Raw genomic sequence first — 17263 nt, 5'->3', positions numbered from 1 at the left:
TAAAAGATTACCACAATAAAAAAAATTCATTGAATTATTGTGACATAAGTTAACCTTAATATTTATAATATTCCCATCAGTAGCTATCCAATATCTTAAGGATTTATAAAAAGCAAACTGACTTGCCCACTGATGAAAAATTTTTCACAAATTTGATAAATTTACTCCTAGCATCACTGGTCGAATGGTTTAGTAATAAGTAACTATATCCGAAAAAATATTTAAGTTATTAAATAAGAGGATATCTGAAAAGTTTTTTGATACTGAATTTTGCCCCCCTAGCCCCCCAAGTTTGGGGGGAACAAGAGTCAATTGGCTTCTAAAAGTCCCCCAAAATTGGGGGATTTAGGGGGCTTGGATGTAGCAAATGAGACTTCTCAGATAACCTCTAACAAATCTTGATGAAATTTATCTAAATTTTCTAAAGATATATACCTAGTATATCCTTGGATAAGTTCGATAATGATAATTAATAAAACCCTTGATCAAGGATGCCGTTGTCCTTGGAGTTGACGAAAGTCCTTCGGATACGAAACCTTGAAAAGGGTCGCATGGGTGATAGGTTACGCATAAAAGGGTTGATTATTTGTGATAAGGCGACCCTGTTATACGGTAACTTCAAATACTTTTTTGAGGGCTTGAATTAGGCTATTCATAGATAAACTTTTTTTGATTAAATAGCGTTAGCTTTTATTTTACACTCTCGGCGAGCGCTTTTTGTTTTGGTGATATCATTCGGTTTTTTATTCCGTTGCCCAAGCTTTTTGCGCTTAGAGAATTTAACGACTTTTTTCAGGTTAAAATACTTAATCAGACAAAAAAAGGGTGATTCCGTTACTCCAAGGCGGTTTCAAAACCTCAGAAAAAATTTTGACATCGACAATGAAACAGCCCTGCCTTACTAAGGGGGGTTAGGGGGGATTCCTGCTCCTCACAGGGGTAGGTTTTTACATTTGGGTAAAACATGGGACTTAACCTCATCAGAGGAAAAGGAAAACAACAAAGAAGCGATGCAGTGGCCTCACGGGGGTTTCCCCCACTCGCTATTGCCGTGGTTTTCCCTACTCGCTATTGCATCAAGACAATGATGATTTTTAACGACAAACCCCACACCCGACACCTCACCCCACACCCGACACCTCACCCCACACCTCACCCCACACCTGAGGTCAAAGTTAAAAACCTACCCTTATGAGGATTCCTGCTCCCCCTGCTATACTCACCAGGAAGTAAGTTATTCAACCGGATTTGATAGTATTCTGTTTCTCTAGGAGCATTCAACGAATTGTTAAGAATACAGCCCAGTAAAAATAAAGGGTTTTACCGAGTTTTACAGAAGCAGATTATACCAAATACGGCTGGTAAATCTACCATTACCGATAACTAAGCTATGGATGATGGCAGCCATGAAAAATTAATTATCAGCCAGGGAAATAAAGATATGATCAAAGCGGAGTCGGTATTCAGCAAAGATTTTGCAAAATTTTTGTTCAAGATGTTTATTGATGAAAAATATTGGGCAACAATAAGGACATGGCTCGATTTGAACCAATAAAAGGCTATCTATACCTTGTTGACTGTTGAGTGTTGACTGTTAAACGTTAACTATTGACTGCCCCCGGGATCTTCATTTCTTAGTTAGATAGAGAGAATTATAAAGGGATAAATTCTGTCAAAATCCGAATATTTGCCGAAAATTAGGCTCCGCTGCTCTACTGCTCTGCCCCCCTCAGTCTAAATCGAAAATGAAACAGCTCTGCCGATCTTCGGGGGTAATGGGGGGAGCAACTGTTGACAGTCAACGGTTAAGACTCAACAGTGAAGCAAATTATACAGGTTACATCTTCATTGGTTAACACTCAGCAGTCAAGCAAACTATACAGGTTACATCTTCATTAACGTCTTATTAACACGAAAAACCAATGATTCGTTACCGACAAAAGAAAATTAGCATTTTATTTGGCAGTCTCTTAATTATTGGGGCATGGTGGTTACCTGCTCAAGCTAAACAGACCACTAATCCAGTCTTAGAGAAAGCCGTTACCACTGACGATCCAACTATTCCGATTGAGGAGCTAGAGCTAATGCTCAAGCCTTTGACTAAGGATGAGCTGGATGGTGAAGCTGAGGCGTGGATGTTCTTGCTTAAAACTAAAGTTAAAGAACTTAGCGATGCGGAAATTGCTGTAAAGCGCAAAAATCGAGAGCTTCAACAAACTAAAGAAGCTGTTGATGCCCTAGAAGATGCCAAAGATGCTCTTGAGGAAGCGACAGATACTAAGGAAAAAATAGAGACTAAGGGATCGGCTAAGGATCGTATTAAAGCTTTAAAAGCTGCTGAAGATGCACAGGAAGCTCTCGAAAAAGCTCAGGAGTCAGTAGAAGAAGCAGTCAAAGAAGAGGAAAAGACCAAGCAAGATAAAACCTTGCAAGGGGCGATTGATAAAGCAGTTGAAGGTACTGAAACGGAGAAAGATAAAGCCAAAACCTCAAACGAAGAAGTTGCTAAGGTTCAAGATAAGATTGGAACAATTAGCAACAAAATCGTTACTGATGAACAAGAGCAGAAAAAGACTGGACAGGGAATTGACCAAGCCAAGCAAGACCTAGAAGAAGCGGTCGAGGCGAAGACCGAAGTTAAAAAGCAAGTGCTGGTCAACATGACCACACTGCGGGAGCAACGCACTGCTTTAAGCGATCGCTTTGAGGTGGTACTGGAAGAGCTGGAAACTAAAGGCGGTGATGTTGAGTTGTACGACAAATACATCGATGCCATCAGTGGGATTAAGGTAGACGTCACTGACACTGAAGGAACCTGGATTACCATCGTCGGCTGGCTCCAGTCTAAAGAAGGAGGTCTGCGCTGGGCGAATAACATTGGCAAATTTTTAGGAATTGTCGCTGGCTTTAGCATCCTCTCCCTGATTTTAGGGACAGTGCTCGAGAAATCTTTGTGGATGTTCCCGAATATGTCAGCTATGCTGCGTCAGTTCGTGGTTAGGATAACCCGCCAAGGATTATTTTTGGTGGGTCTTCTTTTAGGGATCACTGCCCTAGAGGTCAGTATTGGTCCACTGATGGCCATGATTGGAGCTGCTGGTTTTGTGGTAGCATTTGCGTTCCAAAATACCCTCGGTAACTTTGCCAATGGGTTAATGATCTTGCTCTATAAACCTTTTGACGTGGGCGATATGATTGAAGTAGCTGGGGTAAAAGGTACGGTTAAGGATGTCAACTTAGTTTGCACCACCATCAAGACTTATGAAAATAAAATCATTATCGTGCCAAACAACTCAATCTGGGGTAACGTTATTGAGAATGAAACCAGTAGCCCCGTCCGCGCTATGTTCCTCACGGTAAGGATCAGCTATAGCAATAGTATTACTCAAGCGATCCAAGTTCTTAAGGATATTGCCAACTCTCATCCTTTAGTATTAGAAGACCCTGCACCTTGGATTGACACTGGGGAATTGGCTGAATATGCTGTTAATATTTGGTTTATGGCCTATACTAAGAAAGAGGATTACTGGACAGCCTATTGTGACATCAGCCGAATTATAAAAGAAAGATTTGAAGAAGAGGGGATTGTGATCCCACTGCCTCAGCAGGAAATATACATCAGCGAAGTTATGGCTCAGCAAGACCTTCCCCGAGCAGGAAGTCATGGCCAGATAGCAAATCCAAAGCCCCATAGCTCTTTCCCCAATGGTAAGACAGCTTGAATCTGTAGACTTTTCTGTAGAATGCCTACTTTCGTATAGCAGCGGTCCAAAATCTATCTAATTAACACAACTAATAGCCAATCCGGGTGCAATACTCCAGTTTAATTAGCTTTTCATTGCCCAGAGTTTTGTAGAGACCTAGCATGCTAGGTCTCTACATTTGTGTAGCCGCAACAATTGGCTGGTCAGGGCAAGGAGGAAATCCCAACAGAGGTAGTAAACCGTCAACCTTGGCCTTTCGGCCACACGTGCGCGTTCAACCGTCAACCGTCAACAATCCTGATTGTAAGAGCAAATAAATCTCAAGCTCGGGATCATTATATAGTAGTTGGAAATTCCTTAGAGTAGACCCAGCCAAGTCAACAAACCTTGACCAGTGAGCAACTCCAGTAACACGATACAAACTAAGGCAACCATGGCAAACCTGCCATTGATTTGCTCAGCATAGGGAGTCCAACCAAAAGCTGGTTCGGGTTGGTTAAAAGACTCCTGAGACGATTCACTAGAATTGGGTGTTTCAGAACTCATGACTGATCAGATCCTTCAGACTCCAAATTTTTTACCGATTCAATTAGCGATCGCACTTGTGATGTGCCTGCTGATGGAGAAAAGCTCAAGGGAAACTTACCTCTAACTAGCATTCGTAATCCCAGTGGTCCTAGGCTCGCCAAACCTTGGATATCTCGAAATGAGTTACCAACCACCTGCAAGCCAAACTTACGCTCATCAATCCAGCCTCCCTCTTTGACTAAATCAATTAGGACTTTGCGGTGGCGGATTGGACGACTATCATAGGTCTCAATGCCTTCAAGAATATCCTGTTTAATCTTACCGATTTGATCCATAGGAGCCACACCCATCGGGCAAACCGCATTACACATCATACAGCGGGTACAACCCCAGACTCCTTTTGTTCCTTCGTTATATTTCTCCAAACGATTTTCCGTGGTATTATCACGGGAATCTACCACCAGACGCTGTGCTTTAGCCAAGGCATGAGGACCGACAAAATCTCGATTAACTTCTTTGGCATTACACTCAGAATAACAGGCACCACACATGATACAATTACCTGCCTGAGCCAAATGCGATCGCTGTTCAGGACTCTGTAAAAATTCCCGTTCGGGAATCTTCCTAGCAGCAGTGCTGACGTAGGGATCAACAGCTTCTAAGTTATCCCAGAAGCTGCTCATCTCAACGACTAAATCCTTGATTACTGGCATATTACCCAGAGGTGCTATAGTAATCTCCGGGATTTTAGAGTCATCTGGCAGCTGTTGCTTGCCCAATTCATTGCCCACATTTTCCTTACAGGCCAAAGCCGAGCGACCATTGATTCGTATGCCACAGCTACCACAAATCGTGTTGCGACAATTTTTGCGAAAAGCTAAAGTACCATCTTGTTCCCACTTAATACGATTCAAGCATTCCAGAATCGTGTTTCCTTTCTGGACATCCAGCCTATAAGTCTGGAGTAGTGGCGCAGTGTTTTGAGTCTGTCGAATGATTTTAAAATCAACTTGCATAAAACTAAGCTCTTGAGTATTCCAACATATACAAGGATAATCGGTAAGGTTAAGGGATGATATGAGCAACAGGACTACTGTTGAGGTAAGTAGTTACTCTTGATAATTAGGCCATACTTGTTTGAGTAGTCCCTAGGGAAGCAATACCCCTCGCTAGTTGACTTCTGGTGTAAGAGTGCAATCCTATTGGTATGTTTCCTGGATTATTTTCATAGTTATCATCTTACTGCCCCTAAAGGCTTAGGCAGAGATTGTCTGATCTGTTATTATTGAAATACGTAAAGATTTAAACAAATGATCCAAAATATCTTGTCAACTGAGATAGATTTAACGATATATTTTTAATAGAGCCAAAGTTTGGCCATTAATGATCTTGACCACTCTGAAGTTTAAAGGATATCTCGTGAGATTATGCCAGAGATTTCAACTACTCCCCTAACTGGTAAAGCATTACTTCAAAAAGTAAAAGAGCTATCACACTTGCCTCGCCGAGAGACAGCCAAGCGTTGCGGCTATTACACTATAACTAAAACAGACCAGACCCGCGTCAATTTAACAGATTTTTATGATGCGGTTTTAGGAGCCAAGGGTGTTCCCCTGGATCCAGAAGGCACAAAAGATGGTCGGGGGCGTGAACCGACTTATCGTGTGAGTGTCCATAAAAATGGTCAAATTGTTATTGGTTCAACCTACACTCATGCCATGGGATTAGAGCCTGGTGATGAGTTTGAAATTAAACTGGGCTACAAGCATATCCATCTTAAGCAGGTGGATGAAGAGTCTGAATCTGAAGAGGTATCTACTCACAAACCAAAGAAAGCCACCTCTTAGTGCGTGTTCCCTAGCGCTTTTTAAAAGCGCGGGGTCGCACCGTAAAGAAGTAATCCTTCTTACAGAAAATCCTGCGAGTTTGAAACCCCCGTCTCTAAGCGAGCGGGGATGAAAAACGACCGTGTGGGGCGAGCCTTGAAGATTTTTTTGGCACGTGAGCTTGTAAGAATCTGTTACCGACGTTATGGGTAAAGCCCCCGTGATTTATCCGGGGGATATAACCTTGCTTGACGAATTTATGCGTCAATGGATATTTTTTTCTTCTGTTGTCGGTAATCCCTAAACTAGCGCTGTCCTATATAATAGGAAGTGAGACAACCAACTTGCCTGAATATAAATAGACGACGTAAAAACCTGTTAAAAGAATGATACATGCACCTCGGTTTCGTCTAACGATCTGGGAGTCTATGAAACGAATAAGGTAGATATTGTATTAAAGTTGATTGTCTCCCATTCTAAACAAGGTACGGTGGGGTTTGAAGTTACCGTAAGTAGAGGGTCGCCTTTACAGGGGACTGGCTATGATAAAAAGGGTCAAAACTTATTAACTAAGGCTCCACTCTACTAAGGTTTCGTTTCCGGCACACCGGAACCTGGATCAATGATCCAAACGCTGGGTTTGAAGTTACCGTAAGAGAGGGTCACCTTATTAAAAAAGATTTAACCATGCATCTGCATAGCCTGCTGACTATAAAGGCGACCCTCTCTAAGGTTTCGTCTCCGGGGAGATTTGGCCTTATCTGTGCTTGGTGAAAACCTGTCATGGCAAGGGGAATCGTTGAGCCAAGAATCCCCGTCTCTGGGCGAGCGGGGAGTGTCAAAATAATTGTATCGGTACCATAAGGTACAAGGAAACTCCAGGGAAAGAACCTGAAAAAGCTTCCGCTAAGCGCACGCTGGGCGAAAAAGGTTAGTAAACAGCACAAGAAAATGTCGCAGAGTCTACCAAAAACTCTTATTATTTGTTATACTTAAATTAGGGTAACACCCACAGGGATTATTATGTAACTTAAATTAAAGCCGAAAACCAAGGGTTTAATAGTTGCGCTCTCTATCCCGGTGTTATAACTTTTTTGACATTTATTTTTATGGCGCTCGCGGGATATTCCGTCAGAGAAGCGCGGAGATACCCCCTGGATGCTATTGCATCTTGCATTGGCGGGCTAGGATCTGCCTTGGTAGATTCTGGTAGCTAAAAAGTATCGGACAGACCAACCTCTACTTGGAAAATGTCATTTTTTAAGCAAGTGGACTGGTTGATCTGCTGAAAAGCTGATGACCAAGAATCAAGCATATGCCTACGGTGAGGATGCCCCATAATAAGACAGTAGAAACAAAAATCTTCTTTCTACTACCTGAGGAGTTGATAAAGCAGGCTATTATTAACCAGCCCGATGTGCTCTGTGGTTAGGGAAGCAAGGCATAGGAAAACGGCAGCCGCTTATGGTAGTTTAGTTTAGACCTTATAGTCATTTGATAGTAATTTGCCAATCTCGCCAATGGCTATTCTTGATCAGGCAACTAATGGGTCGTTTGTGTCATTAATGACGTCAACTACTCTTTTCAAGGTAGGCACTTTTTTCCTAGCTTGGGCAGTTTTGTGGCTGCCCCTAGCTCTCCCTATAGCTATGGTTTTAAAGTGGCGTCCAAATAAGCCTTTAGCACCAGACCAAAAGTTACCACTACTCGCAGCACTTTACCTGATTGCTCCCCTAATTTTATGGGGAGCTTCTCAACTAGAGGGGGTGCCTTTCTCCGATTACGGATTGGAGTGGAAATTAAGCGTTTTAGGCTCTCTAGGATTGGGACTAGGAGTAGGTATTCTCAGCTTAATCATAGTATTTACTGGGCAATTATTACTAGGCTGGGTGAGGTGGAATTATGAAAATTGGCAGCGTTTGGGACCGATATTACTGCCAGTGATGTTATTAGGGCTGTGGATTGGCCTTACAGAAGAGTTAGTCTTTCGTGGCTTCTTAGTCAATCAACTACAGCAGGATTATTCTATCTGGGTAGGAGCAGCCATCTCTAGTGGGATTTTTGCCCTGTTACACCTAGTTTGGGAACAAAAAGATACTATCCCTCAGTTACCAGGATTATGGCTAATGGGAATGGTATTAGTCCTAGCCCGTTGGGTGGATGGAGGCAGTCTGGGTTTAGCATGGGGACTACATGCTGGTTGGATTTGGGGTTTAACTTGTTTGGACTCAGCTGAGTTAATTGCTTACACAGGCATTGGACCAATTTGGATAACGGGTTTGGGAGGAAAACCGTTAGCTGGGATAGTGGGTCTTCTTTGTTTATTGGAAGTTGGGGCTTTATTATTACTGATGTTGCCGGATCAGCTGATAAACATTCGATAAAAATTTCACCTGTTTTAAATTGGCTTGAAGCCTGTCAACAAACTCCTATATCCGGCAGGCTGTCTTAAAAGCTAATCACCAAAAAAAATACCGCCAGCTACAAGTTAAACTAGCGATTATCCTTAGGTGCCCTTGACCCATTAAGAATTAAATTCTTAATGGGTCAAGGGCACCTGTGGATTTACTTCATGTTTAATTTCGCGCCTTTCTTTTGGTGCGCGTTACCTTGGCGAGGGAACCTCGCCGGGGTGTTAATCAGAGAAATCGGTCAACCTTACATGGAAGAACCAACTCCCACATAGGCACCATAGAAGAAAAGACCAACCACTACGAGGACACCAGTACCAGCGATAGTGGCAACTATCCATAAAGGAATTCTTCCCCCTCCAGACACAGCTTATACCTCCAATTTTAAATCAAGTTTTTTTTCTTACATGTAGTTAACGATAGAAGGCTTAATAACTAGTAATTTCGTTGAAAAGCCTCCCTCGTGGCTTAGATTTTGTGCAACTCCTATCAGGAGTAATCTTTGCCGGACTTCTTCCTGCTTCCGCGAACGGCAATATTGTAAAGGCTTGTTGAGCTAGCAGCACTTTTCCCTTAACTTAACTACTAGTGACAGGGCTACGAAATAGCGTTCATTCGTAGGTGCCATAACCTAAACAACTTAGGAAAAATGTCTATCGCGGTGCATCTTAGCTAGGAAATTAGCGATTAACCGGAAATTACCAGGGAATTAACTAAGAGTCTTTTCCAGTTTACATCCGAGCCGTCTCCAAGATGGGGATTTAGGCGAATCTGTTAAATCAGTTAATTAAAGAAATAACTGGAAAACAGAATACCAAGCACAAAAATCAGTAATAGACCTAAGTAAAGAGACGTCCGATTGAGTTCAACCGGCTGTCTATTGGGATTGGAATTCCGCTCCATAATTGCTTCTCCTATCGTTGAATAAATTGCATGGCTGCGATCGCGCCTAAGAAAAAGACTGAAGGAACGGCTAGGGTATGAACCGCTAACCATCTAACCGTGAAAATCGGATACGAAACTGGTTGATTGGGATTACTGCTAGTCATGATTGTCTGCCTTTATCTAAAAAACCTTATGGAGCAAATTCTTCAACTTGCTGTTTAGCATTGTCGCGGTCGGAAACGATTGGTAGTTCCATCCGCTCTTGAGTAAAGTATTCATTAGGACGGGGTGTGCCAAACGCATCGTAAGCCAGACCAGTGCTCACAAAAAGCCAACCAGCGATAAATAGGGCTGGGATAGTAACACTGTGAATGACCCAGTAACGAACGCTGGTAATAATGTCACCAAACGGACGTTCTCCAGTTGTACCTGCCATCGTAGATTCCTCCTACCAACAACCGTTTAAAATTCCATAACTATAATAGTTCTAAGTGCCGTTTTTTTCTACATCTTCGATGTTGAAAGATAAAACGAAACTGACTGGCATCGATCATAGGGATTTCCAAGCCCTAAGCTTCCTGGCTAGGCAGCTCATACTTGAGTAAAATCCCTTTCTGACCAATGACAAACCCCTGTTCTGGTGTTACAAAGACTATTTTGTAAAAATTCGAGGGAACATCCCTAAGATCCCGGTCTTTTTGCCAGGTTTTTCCACCATCAAAGCTACAAAGCAAATTACCACTGCCACCTGCTACCCAAATTTCATTGGGTGTGCGATAGGCTAAGTCAAGTAATCCCAAGCTGTTGGAAAAATCTGGATAAATTGGTTCTTCCCACTCTTCTAGGTTTTCGGCAGTGCTAAATTGTACCTGACCACCCCGGGCCAAAATCCACAGACGACCATCGGGGGTAAACCCCATATTCTGGAGACGCTTGGAACTGTAACGATTATGCTGTAACCAAGCACTCTGACCTGGATCCCAAGTGGAGTAAAAGTTCCCTCTAGCAGACACAGCAACGTAACTACCATCTTCAGAGCGGGAAATATTACGGGTGACTCCTACCGCTTGTGCTACCTGAGCCTTCCAGGTTTTACCAGCATCCTTAGTCTGATAAATTGCGCCAACATCAGTGGTCATCTCTGCTGAGTTGGGTCCGAGAGCCAGGATTCTGTTGGGTGAACCTGGTAACTTTTCACTTAAGAGAATGCGAGACCAAGATCCCCCCCCATCATTAGTATGAAGCATGATCGAGGGTTGACCAACAATCCACCCCTCATCACCAGCAAAGCTTACAGAGGAGAAGCGATAATTTTCATCTCCGAGATCCAAGCCTTTCTGTTGCCATGTATTACCCCCATCCTTAGTCTCAAAAATTGTGGCATAGCTACCCACAATCCATCCATGACTAAGATCCCCGGTAAAGCCAAGGTCTTGCATGGTCGCTTCTGTAGGTAAGGAAATAACCGCCCAAGGATTATAGCTTATGGATGAAGGAAATTTGCAGCTGACACAAATTAATGCCACCGCCAGTAATATTAAAATTTGTTTCAGCGTTTTCATCAAATATCTCATTATTTCCAGAACTTCTTGAGTATGGCAGCGTTCTCCGTAGGTTTTCAGACCCCACCAAGGGCGATGGCTTCTAGATCTAAGCTTTGGTGATGCCAGCAGTTGCTCACGTTCACGCATACAAGCCAACTGCCCTGATTTCAGTTCAAACCGTAAAGGCTCAGAAAAAACAAAAAGCCTAATCCTAAAGCGGCAAAAATTAAAAGGTTCTTTTGTGCTGGTGTCATGCGGTTAACACCGAAGCCATAGGTAAGATTCTCCTGAAATCCAGACGGGGCATTAACAGCACCAATATTAATAAACTGAATTTTCGGAGCGCTGCACACTGGACAGCGCCAATCATCTGGCAAATCCTTATATAATGTCCCTCCTGGAACATTGCGATTACTATCTCCCTTGGTCGGATCGTAAACATAGCCACAAGCACGGCATTCATAGCTGCTGGGTGCCTGTTCAGCTAGGGTTTGCTCTGGGGCTCGTTCAGTCATTCCTCTGTAAGCTTAAGCAGCAAATCTTAATAACTATGTTAAAAAATATTATCACACACTAAGTGTCAGATTTTCTTAACTTTCGATTTAAGCTCAGGAGTTTCTCCGAGATGCCTGACCCGATTTTTGATGAACCCTTGAAAGAGTAGGGTCTTCTAGGGAGAGGGAGTACAATCAACTACGAGCAACCTTGAAGTCTATGGTAGTCATTGGCTTTTGAGAACCAACCACTGACCCCTGAGGACCGTTCAAAAGGGCAGACCACCTATAATAAAGTTTGTAAAGAAGTACTAACGCCAGTTTTTACCTGGCACTGACCAATTGTGTTTGTTCTTAGCGGTTACGAGTATCTCTTAGGCTTCATACTAGCTTGCAGCTTAGTTCCCCTACTAGCCCTGTCGGCTTCCAAGCTTTTGCGACCTAGCCATCGGGAGCCAGAGCGGCGCACCACCTATGAATCTGGTATGGAACCAGTGGGGGGTGCTTGGATTCAGTTCAACATTCGTTACTATATGTTCGCCCTGGTGTTCGTGATTTTCGATGTTGAAACTGTATTCCTCTATCCCTGGGCTGTCGCCTTCAATCGCCTGGGATTACTGGCATTTGTGGAAGCCCTAATTTTTATTGCAATTCTTGTGGTTGCTCTGGTTTACGCTTGGCGCAAAGGAGCCTTGGAATGGTCATGAAATCTAATCTTACAAAGGATAGTGCTGCTATAGAACAGCAGCAAACAAACAAAATTCTTAACCCGATTGAGCGAACCCAAGTCACTCAAGACTTATCGGAAAATGTAATCTTAACTACAGTAGACGACCTTTACAACTGGGCGCGGCTTTCCAGCCTCTGGCCGATGTTGTATGGTACCGCTTGTTGCTTCATTGAATTTGCGGCAATGATTGGGTCGCGGTTTGACTTTGACCGTTTTGGTTTGGTTCCTCGTTCTAGCCCCAGACAAGCGGATTTAATTATCACAGCGGGTACCATAACCATGAAAATGGGACCAGCACTGGTTCGTCTTTATGAGCAGATGCCAGAGCCGAAGTACGTGATTGCCATGGGAGCTTGTACTATCACTGGCGGCATGTTTAGCGTTGATTCTCCAACAGCAGTGCGTGGTGTGGATAAATTGATTCCAGTGGATGTCTATATACCTGGGTGTCCCCCTCGTCCAGAAGCAATCATGGATGCTATTGTCAAGCTTCGCAAAAAGGTGGCTAACGAGTCGATTCAGGAGCGTGGTCAGCTCAAGCAAACCCACCGTTACTACAGCACCACTCACAACATGAAAGTGGTACCAGAGATTTTGACCGGTAAGTACCTGCAATCTGACGAGCGCTATACTCCCCCCAAAGAGTTGACCGAGGGGATGGGAATGGCAGTACCACCAGCACTCAAATCCTATCAAAAGCAGGAGGTAGAGCGTGGCTGAAGAGTCAAAACCCGTAGAGCAAACCACACAATCCTCTGAGATAGTTGAAGCGGGAAAAGTCTCGGGATGGCTCAAGGAAAACGGTTTTGAGCATGAGTTCATGGAGTTGGATCACCTAGGCGTTGAGGTACTCAAAGTTGAACCAGATGTCTTGCTTCCCATTGCTACTGCTCTGTATGCCTATGGGTTTAACTACCTCCAATGTCAAGGAGGCTATGATTTTGGTCCTGGGGCAGACTTGGTGAGCTTTTACCACTTGATTAAAGTGAGTGATAATACTGATCAGCCTGAGGAAGTGCGTGTAAAAGTATTCCTACCGCGAGATAATCCTAAGCTTCCCTCGGTTTACTGGATATGGAAAGCTGCTGATTGGCAGGAGCGGGAAACCTACGATATGTTCGGTATAGTTTTTGAAGGGCACCCTAACCTGAAGCGGATTTTGATGCCAGAAGATTGGGTGGGTTGGCCTTTGCGGAAGGATTATATATCACCGGACTTCTACGAATTACAGGATGCTTATTGATTAGCTGTCCGGCAAAATTCATCCCACACCTATGCTGCGCATTAGGTGTGGGATGAATTTTGCACAGAGTATGTATGGAATTGCTATAATATATCTACTGATAAACAAAGCCGTTCACGTAGCGTGGCCTACGGCCTTAAATGCTGGGCAAGTCAGCTATTTACAGCGCGAAAAAATCGAATTTTTGTATTGTTCCGGCTCAGAGACGAAACCTTAGGATAGTGGATCCTTTATGGTCAGCAGGCTATGCAGAAAAGGGTTACAACTTTATGATTAAGGCTCCACTATCCTTACGGTAACTTCATGCGTAGGGGCATCCCGGAGAGGAAACCTTAGAATAGGGCAGCCTTAATCATGGAAAGCGCGCCTCAAAGTTTTAACCCTTTACGCATAACCGACTAACCATAAAGGCTGCCCTATTCTAGCGGTAACTTCTGACCGTGTCGTTAATCAAGCAAGCCTAGGTATCCGTTCGCGCAGCGTCGGCGAAAGTCGATACCGCTGGGTGTAGTTGGCAAGAAGCCTAAACTGACTCTTTGAGTTCAGTGTAGGAGTATGTGACTTATGGGTTTGTGATCGTTTCCGATACTTTTTAGCTACCAAAGTCTACCAAGATAGACTTTGATCCGCCAATGCAAGATGCTTTCACATCCAGGGGGTATCTCCGCGCTTCTCTGACGGAATATCCCGCGAGCGCCATAAAAATGTCAACAAAGTTGGTTCCACCGGGATAGAGAGCGCAACTATTAAACCCTTGGTTTTCGGCTTTAATTTAAGTTACATAATAATCCCTGTCGGTGTTACCCTAACTTAAGTTTAACAAATAATAAGAGTTTTTGGTAGACTCTGCGACATTTTCTTGTGCTGTTCACTAAACCTCCCTTAAGTATACCAAATAGTTTGAGATATTGCTAGACTATGTGACACTTTTTATAACTGTATACAAACCCTGATGCGATCGCAAACTCAACATCGCACTTTGCTCACTCCCTAAGATGGCTGATTGGTTATAGTGAAATCAAGTTACTTAGGATTCTCGATGACCTGATCAGCTTTTAGCTTCCAGGAAAAAAAGCCCCAAATCTGCAAGCGTGATCGACCACCCATGGCCTACCGCCAAGTGTGAGTGTGGGATTTTTGCACAAAGTCTTTGACACAAAACCGGCAAGATGCCTTATATTATATTGACTGACAAGCAAGGTCGAAAATGCTGCTTGTTGGTGAAATGCTTCACGTATTTGGATGCATCAGTTACCTTAAATCTTTGTCGTTGCTCGTAACTTTGCTCTAAATATCTTTCATTCTGATTACTTTTCAAATATAGCTTAGGCACAAAGATGGTGCCAGTTTTGAATAGATAAACAAAGAGCGCATTTTCCACCATGAAATAGCCCTGGTTAGATATACTTATGCATTGGTTAAATGAGCTAGGTTTTTATTTTTGTCTGATCAGGTACAAGAGCTGAGTATACTTAGATACTGCACCAAGTTAAAATTTTACCTGTAAAACTAGGGAACAGGGAACGGGAAACAGGTAAAAGTGATAATATTTGACTATTTAAGTACTGAAATTGATTGTTATCACTGCCGTTATTAAGTTTTTTGTAGTTGTGCAATATTTCATTATATAGTGTTTTGGTAATTCAATAAACACTATATAATTTGGAAAATCCCTTGTCAACAAGCACAATAAGCCATGGTTAATTAAGAAATATTACCGATTACCTAACAAGATCAAAGATTTATTTATTCTAAATTGCTGTCCGCCTCAGGAGAATAGTATATTAATCCAGGTGAATAAAATTAATGTACTGCTTGGATTTAAGAGATGGTTTATACATCAGACCAACCGCAACAAAGCTTAAGTACTCAAACAGCGCGTAATTTAGCGACGACGACTAAAACAGCGCCCCAAATGCGGGGGAAGACCCCACGTTTACTCCTCAAGCTTCTACCTTGGGTTGAGGTTTCAGGTGGTACTTACCGGGTGAACCGCCGAGATATCAGAGTTACAGAAGGGATGCCCACGAACGATGATGGGGAAAAGAACATTGAAATATTAAGTGGTCACGAAGGCGAACCCAGCGTCACCCAAACCTTTGTTGACTACGACGATGAACCTCGGGAGTATCCTTTGAGTATTGCCCAGACAATCTTGAAGGTTCATACCCGAGTCGGTGATCTCTACAGCAATGCCACGGATCAGGTGCGAGAGCAGTTGCGCCTCACCGTTGAAGGATTGATGGAACGTAAGGAAAATGACCTTATTAACCATGATGGTGATGGTGATCCCGACAAAGCCTATGGCTTACTCCATGCCGCAGATCCATCTATGCGCATCTCCACTCGTACTGGGCCACCCACACCGGATGACTTTGATGAACTATTGGCAAAGGTCTGGAAACAGCCAGCATTTTTCTTAGCTCACCCCCAAGCGATCGCTGCCTTTGGTCGAGAATGTACGCTCCGGGGTGTTCCTCCTGCAACCGTTCAACTATTTGGTTCACCCTATATCACCTGGCGAGGGGTTCCGGTAGTTCCCAGTAATAAGTTGAAGGTAAACGAGGGCAAAACCAATATTCTGCTGATGCGAGTTGGCGAAGCCGCCCAAGGGGTGGTGGGTCTACACAAAACTGGCGTGTCTGGAGAACAAGTGCCGGGCGTGTCCGTGCGCTTAATGGGGATCAATGACCAGGGGATTGCCACTTACCTGATTACTACCTATTTTTCCGTAGCCTGCCTTGTGCCCGACGCCCTGGGCGTTCTGGAGAACGTAGATATTACGACATACCATAATTATGACTGAACAACAAGGTTTAAATCTTTCCCCATCGCCTCAGAACAGTCAACCCCTTGAAAGTTCTTTCGGAGGGGATCTATCCGATCCCCAAATGTTAGATCAAATATTGAATCAGCTCTTGGCCCAGCTACCCGAACCGCTAACCTCACCACAGGCAATGGCTGGCATGATACCACAAATGCTGACTGGACAGGGTTTAAGTCAACCCGTAGCGGCTGCTCAACCCCAATCCAGCAGCCAGAGTCCCAAGCAACCGGAGGCTCAACCCCAGCAGACCACTAGTGGGCAAAGTCCAGAGCAATTGCTGTCTGATGCCCAACAGCAGCTGTCCAGCCTACAGGGTCTAGGCCAAATAATAGACCCAATCATCTCTGAGGCTCAACCACTTATGTCTGGTTTGGGGAGTCTAGACCTATTGGGAGCTGAAGCTCAACAGCTGCTGTCCAGCGGGTCAACCCCAGACCAGATGGCTGGAACTAGTCAGCAATCTCCTGATCTGCAGGGAAAAACACCCACATCTGCCCCATTAACGCCAGTGCCTCAGGGGGATACCTCTGGCTCTGCCTTAATGCCTGAGATCTCCTCAGCACAAACCCCCAAGTTGTCTCCGACTCAAACCAGTGAGGCAGCAACCAAAAGCACAACTGCACCCAGCACTGCTGCTACCGAAGCCAATCGGCAAGGGCGTCAAGTACCCAGTCAATCTCCAAGCAGTGGCAATGGCATGACAGGGATGGGGGATCTCAGCCTCAGCGAGTTCCTACCCGACTCAGCCGAATTACAGCGTCTGTTTGAGCAAGGCATGGCAGCCGTTCTGCCAACAGAACCAGCTCTTCCAGCTTCCCCTCAATCTGGCTCAGACCAGATGGGAGCAGCAGGATCTACCAGTACAGCATTGCAGAACCCTGAACAGGTAGGATCGGAGGTTGAACCAAAAGCTAAAACGGTGCTAAACCCTGAACAAGCTGGTGCAGTGGGCCAACAATCCTCTCCTGATATCCAGGGGAAAACACCGGCTTCTTCCCAACCTGCGTCTTTATTTGATGAAAGTTCCCCCGATTATTACTTTTTGCCAAATCTGTCTCCAACCATGACCTC

Annotated in this window: 17 protein-coding genes; 9 read left to right on the top strand and 8 right to left on the bottom strand. The window is 44.0% G+C overall.

Translation table 11 applies throughout. From position 1 onward, the window contains the following. Positions 1-964: 964 nt before the first annotated feature. The 3 genes from F6K49_RS10660 (at position 965) to F6K49_RS10650 (ending at position 3722) form a co-directional block, all read left to right on the top strand. Complete coding sequence (locus tag F6K49_RS10660) at positions 965-1195, top strand: hypothetical protein (RefSeq protein WP_293096426.1); 231 nt, start codon at positions 965-967, stop codon at positions 1193-1195. Between the two features lie 195 nt (positions 1196-1390). Beyond that, positions 1391-1555, top strand: coding sequence for a hypothetical protein (locus tag F6K49_RS10655; RefSeq protein ID WP_293026145.1), 165 nt, complete (start codon positions 1391-1393; stop codon positions 1553-1555). Between the two features lie 367 nt (positions 1556-1922). Then, positions 1923-3722 (top strand): mechanosensitive ion channel domain-containing protein, encoded by a 1800-nt coding sequence (locus F6K49_RS10650; RefSeq protein ID WP_293026143.1) that lies wholly within the window; start codon positions 1923-1925, stop codon positions 3720-3722. 339 nt (positions 3723-4061) lie between these two features. Here F6K49_RS10650 and F6K49_RS10645 read toward each other — a convergent pair whose 3' ends face one another. After that, a complete protein-coding gene (locus F6K49_RS10645; protein ID WP_071103444.1) occupies positions 4062-4250 on the bottom strand; it encodes a chlorophyll a/b-binding protein in 189 nt (62 codons plus the stop codon). Further along, the gene (locus tag F6K49_RS10640) at positions 4247-5248 is read right to left on the bottom strand and encodes a succinate dehydrogenase/fumarate reductase iron-sulfur subunit (protein ID WP_293096423.1); all 1002 of its coding nucleotides are present in this window, start codon (positions 5246-5248) and stop codon (positions 4247-4249) included. The genes F6K49_RS10645 and F6K49_RS10640 overlap by 4 nt, the downstream gene beginning before the upstream one ends. A gap of 411 nt (positions 5249-5659) precedes the next feature. On the opposite strand from F6K49_RS10640, the gene F6K49_RS10635 reads away from it, so the two are divergent. Continuing rightward, positions 5660-6079 (top strand): AbrB family transcriptional regulator, encoded by a 420-nt coding sequence (locus tag F6K49_RS10635; protein ID WP_293045255.1) that lies wholly within the window; start codon positions 5660-5662, stop codon positions 6077-6079. 1499 nt (positions 6080-7578) lie between these two features. Next, positions 7579-8442: a type II CAAX endopeptidase family protein gene (locus tag F6K49_RS10630; protein WP_293096420.1), complete on the top strand. Its 864-nt coding sequence runs from the start codon at positions 7579-7581 to the stop codon at positions 8440-8442. A gap of 274 nt (positions 8443-8716) precedes the next feature. Here F6K49_RS10630 and F6K49_RS10625 read toward each other — a convergent pair whose 3' ends face one another. The 6 genes from F6K49_RS10625 to F6K49_RS10600 form a co-directional block, all read right to left on the bottom strand. Further along, positions 8717-8836: a photosystem II reaction center protein J gene (locus tag F6K49_RS10625; RefSeq protein WP_071986820.1), complete on the bottom strand. Its 120-nt coding sequence runs from the start codon at positions 8834-8836 to the stop codon at positions 8717-8719. A 416-nt stretch (positions 8837-9252) separates the two neighbouring features. Continuing rightward, entirely contained in the window at positions 9253-9372 is a 120-nt protein-coding gene (locus F6K49_RS10620; protein ID WP_071986819.1) for a photosystem II reaction center protein L, read from the bottom strand. Between the two features lie 11 nt (positions 9373-9383). Beyond that, positions 9384-9518, bottom strand: coding sequence for a cytochrome b559 subunit beta (psbF, locus tag F6K49_RS10615; protein WP_075897540.1), 135 nt, complete (start codon positions 9516-9518; stop codon positions 9384-9386). A gap of 26 nt (positions 9519-9544) precedes the next feature. Next, positions 9545-9790 carry a cytochrome b559 subunit alpha gene (gene psbE, locus F6K49_RS10610; RefSeq protein WP_075897538.1) on the bottom strand — a complete coding sequence of 82 codons (246 nt, stop codon included), beginning with the start codon at positions 9788-9790 and terminating at the stop codon, positions 9545-9547. 133 nt (positions 9791-9923) lie between these two features. Next, positions 9924-10928, bottom strand: a complete 1005-nt coding sequence (locus F6K49_RS10605) for a photosynthesis system II assembly factor Ycf48 (protein WP_293070283.1) — start codon at positions 10926-10928, stop codon at positions 9924-9926. A 137-nt stretch (positions 10929-11065) separates the two neighbouring features. Then, the gene (locus tag F6K49_RS10600; RefSeq protein WP_293026129.1) at positions 11066-11413 is read right to left on the bottom strand and encodes a rubredoxin; all 348 of its coding nucleotides are present in this window, start codon (positions 11411-11413) and stop codon (positions 11066-11068) included. Positions 11414-11736: 323 nt separating this feature from the next. Here F6K49_RS10600 and ndhC point away from each other — a divergent pair, with 323 nt between their 5' ends. From ndhC to F6K49_RS10580, 4 genes are all read left to right on the top strand, one after another. Further along, on the top strand, positions 11737-12099 hold the full coding sequence (gene ndhC, locus F6K49_RS10595) for a photosynthetic/respiratory NAD(P)H-quinone oxidoreductase subunit C (RefSeq protein WP_070391734.1): 363 nt from the start codon (positions 11737-11739) through the stop codon (positions 12097-12099). Then, the gene (ndhK, locus tag F6K49_RS10590) at positions 12096-12842 is read left to right on the top strand and encodes a photosynthetic/respiratory NAD(P)H-quinone oxidoreductase subunit K (protein ID WP_293046788.1); all 747 of its coding nucleotides are present in this window, start codon (positions 12096-12098) and stop codon (positions 12840-12842) included. The genes ndhC and ndhK overlap by 4 nt, the downstream gene beginning before the upstream one ends. Continuing rightward, positions 12835-13365 carry an NAD(P)H-quinone oxidoreductase subunit J gene (locus F6K49_RS10585; RefSeq protein ID WP_070391732.1) on the top strand — a complete coding sequence of 177 codons (531 nt, stop codon included), beginning with the start codon at positions 12835-12837 and terminating at the stop codon, positions 13363-13365. The genes ndhK and F6K49_RS10585 overlap by 8 nt, the downstream gene beginning before the upstream one ends. Before the next feature lie 1828 nt (positions 13366-15193). Then, the gene (locus tag F6K49_RS10580; RefSeq protein WP_293096416.1) at positions 15194-16171 is read left to right on the top strand and encodes a family 2A encapsulin nanocompartment shell protein; all 978 of its coding nucleotides are present in this window, start codon (positions 15194-15196) and stop codon (positions 16169-16171) included. Positions 16172-17263: the final 1092 nt, after the last annotated feature.

The organism is Moorena sp. SIO3I6, assembly GCF_010672095.1.
This window is presented reverse-complemented; position numbering and strand designations above follow the sequence as displayed.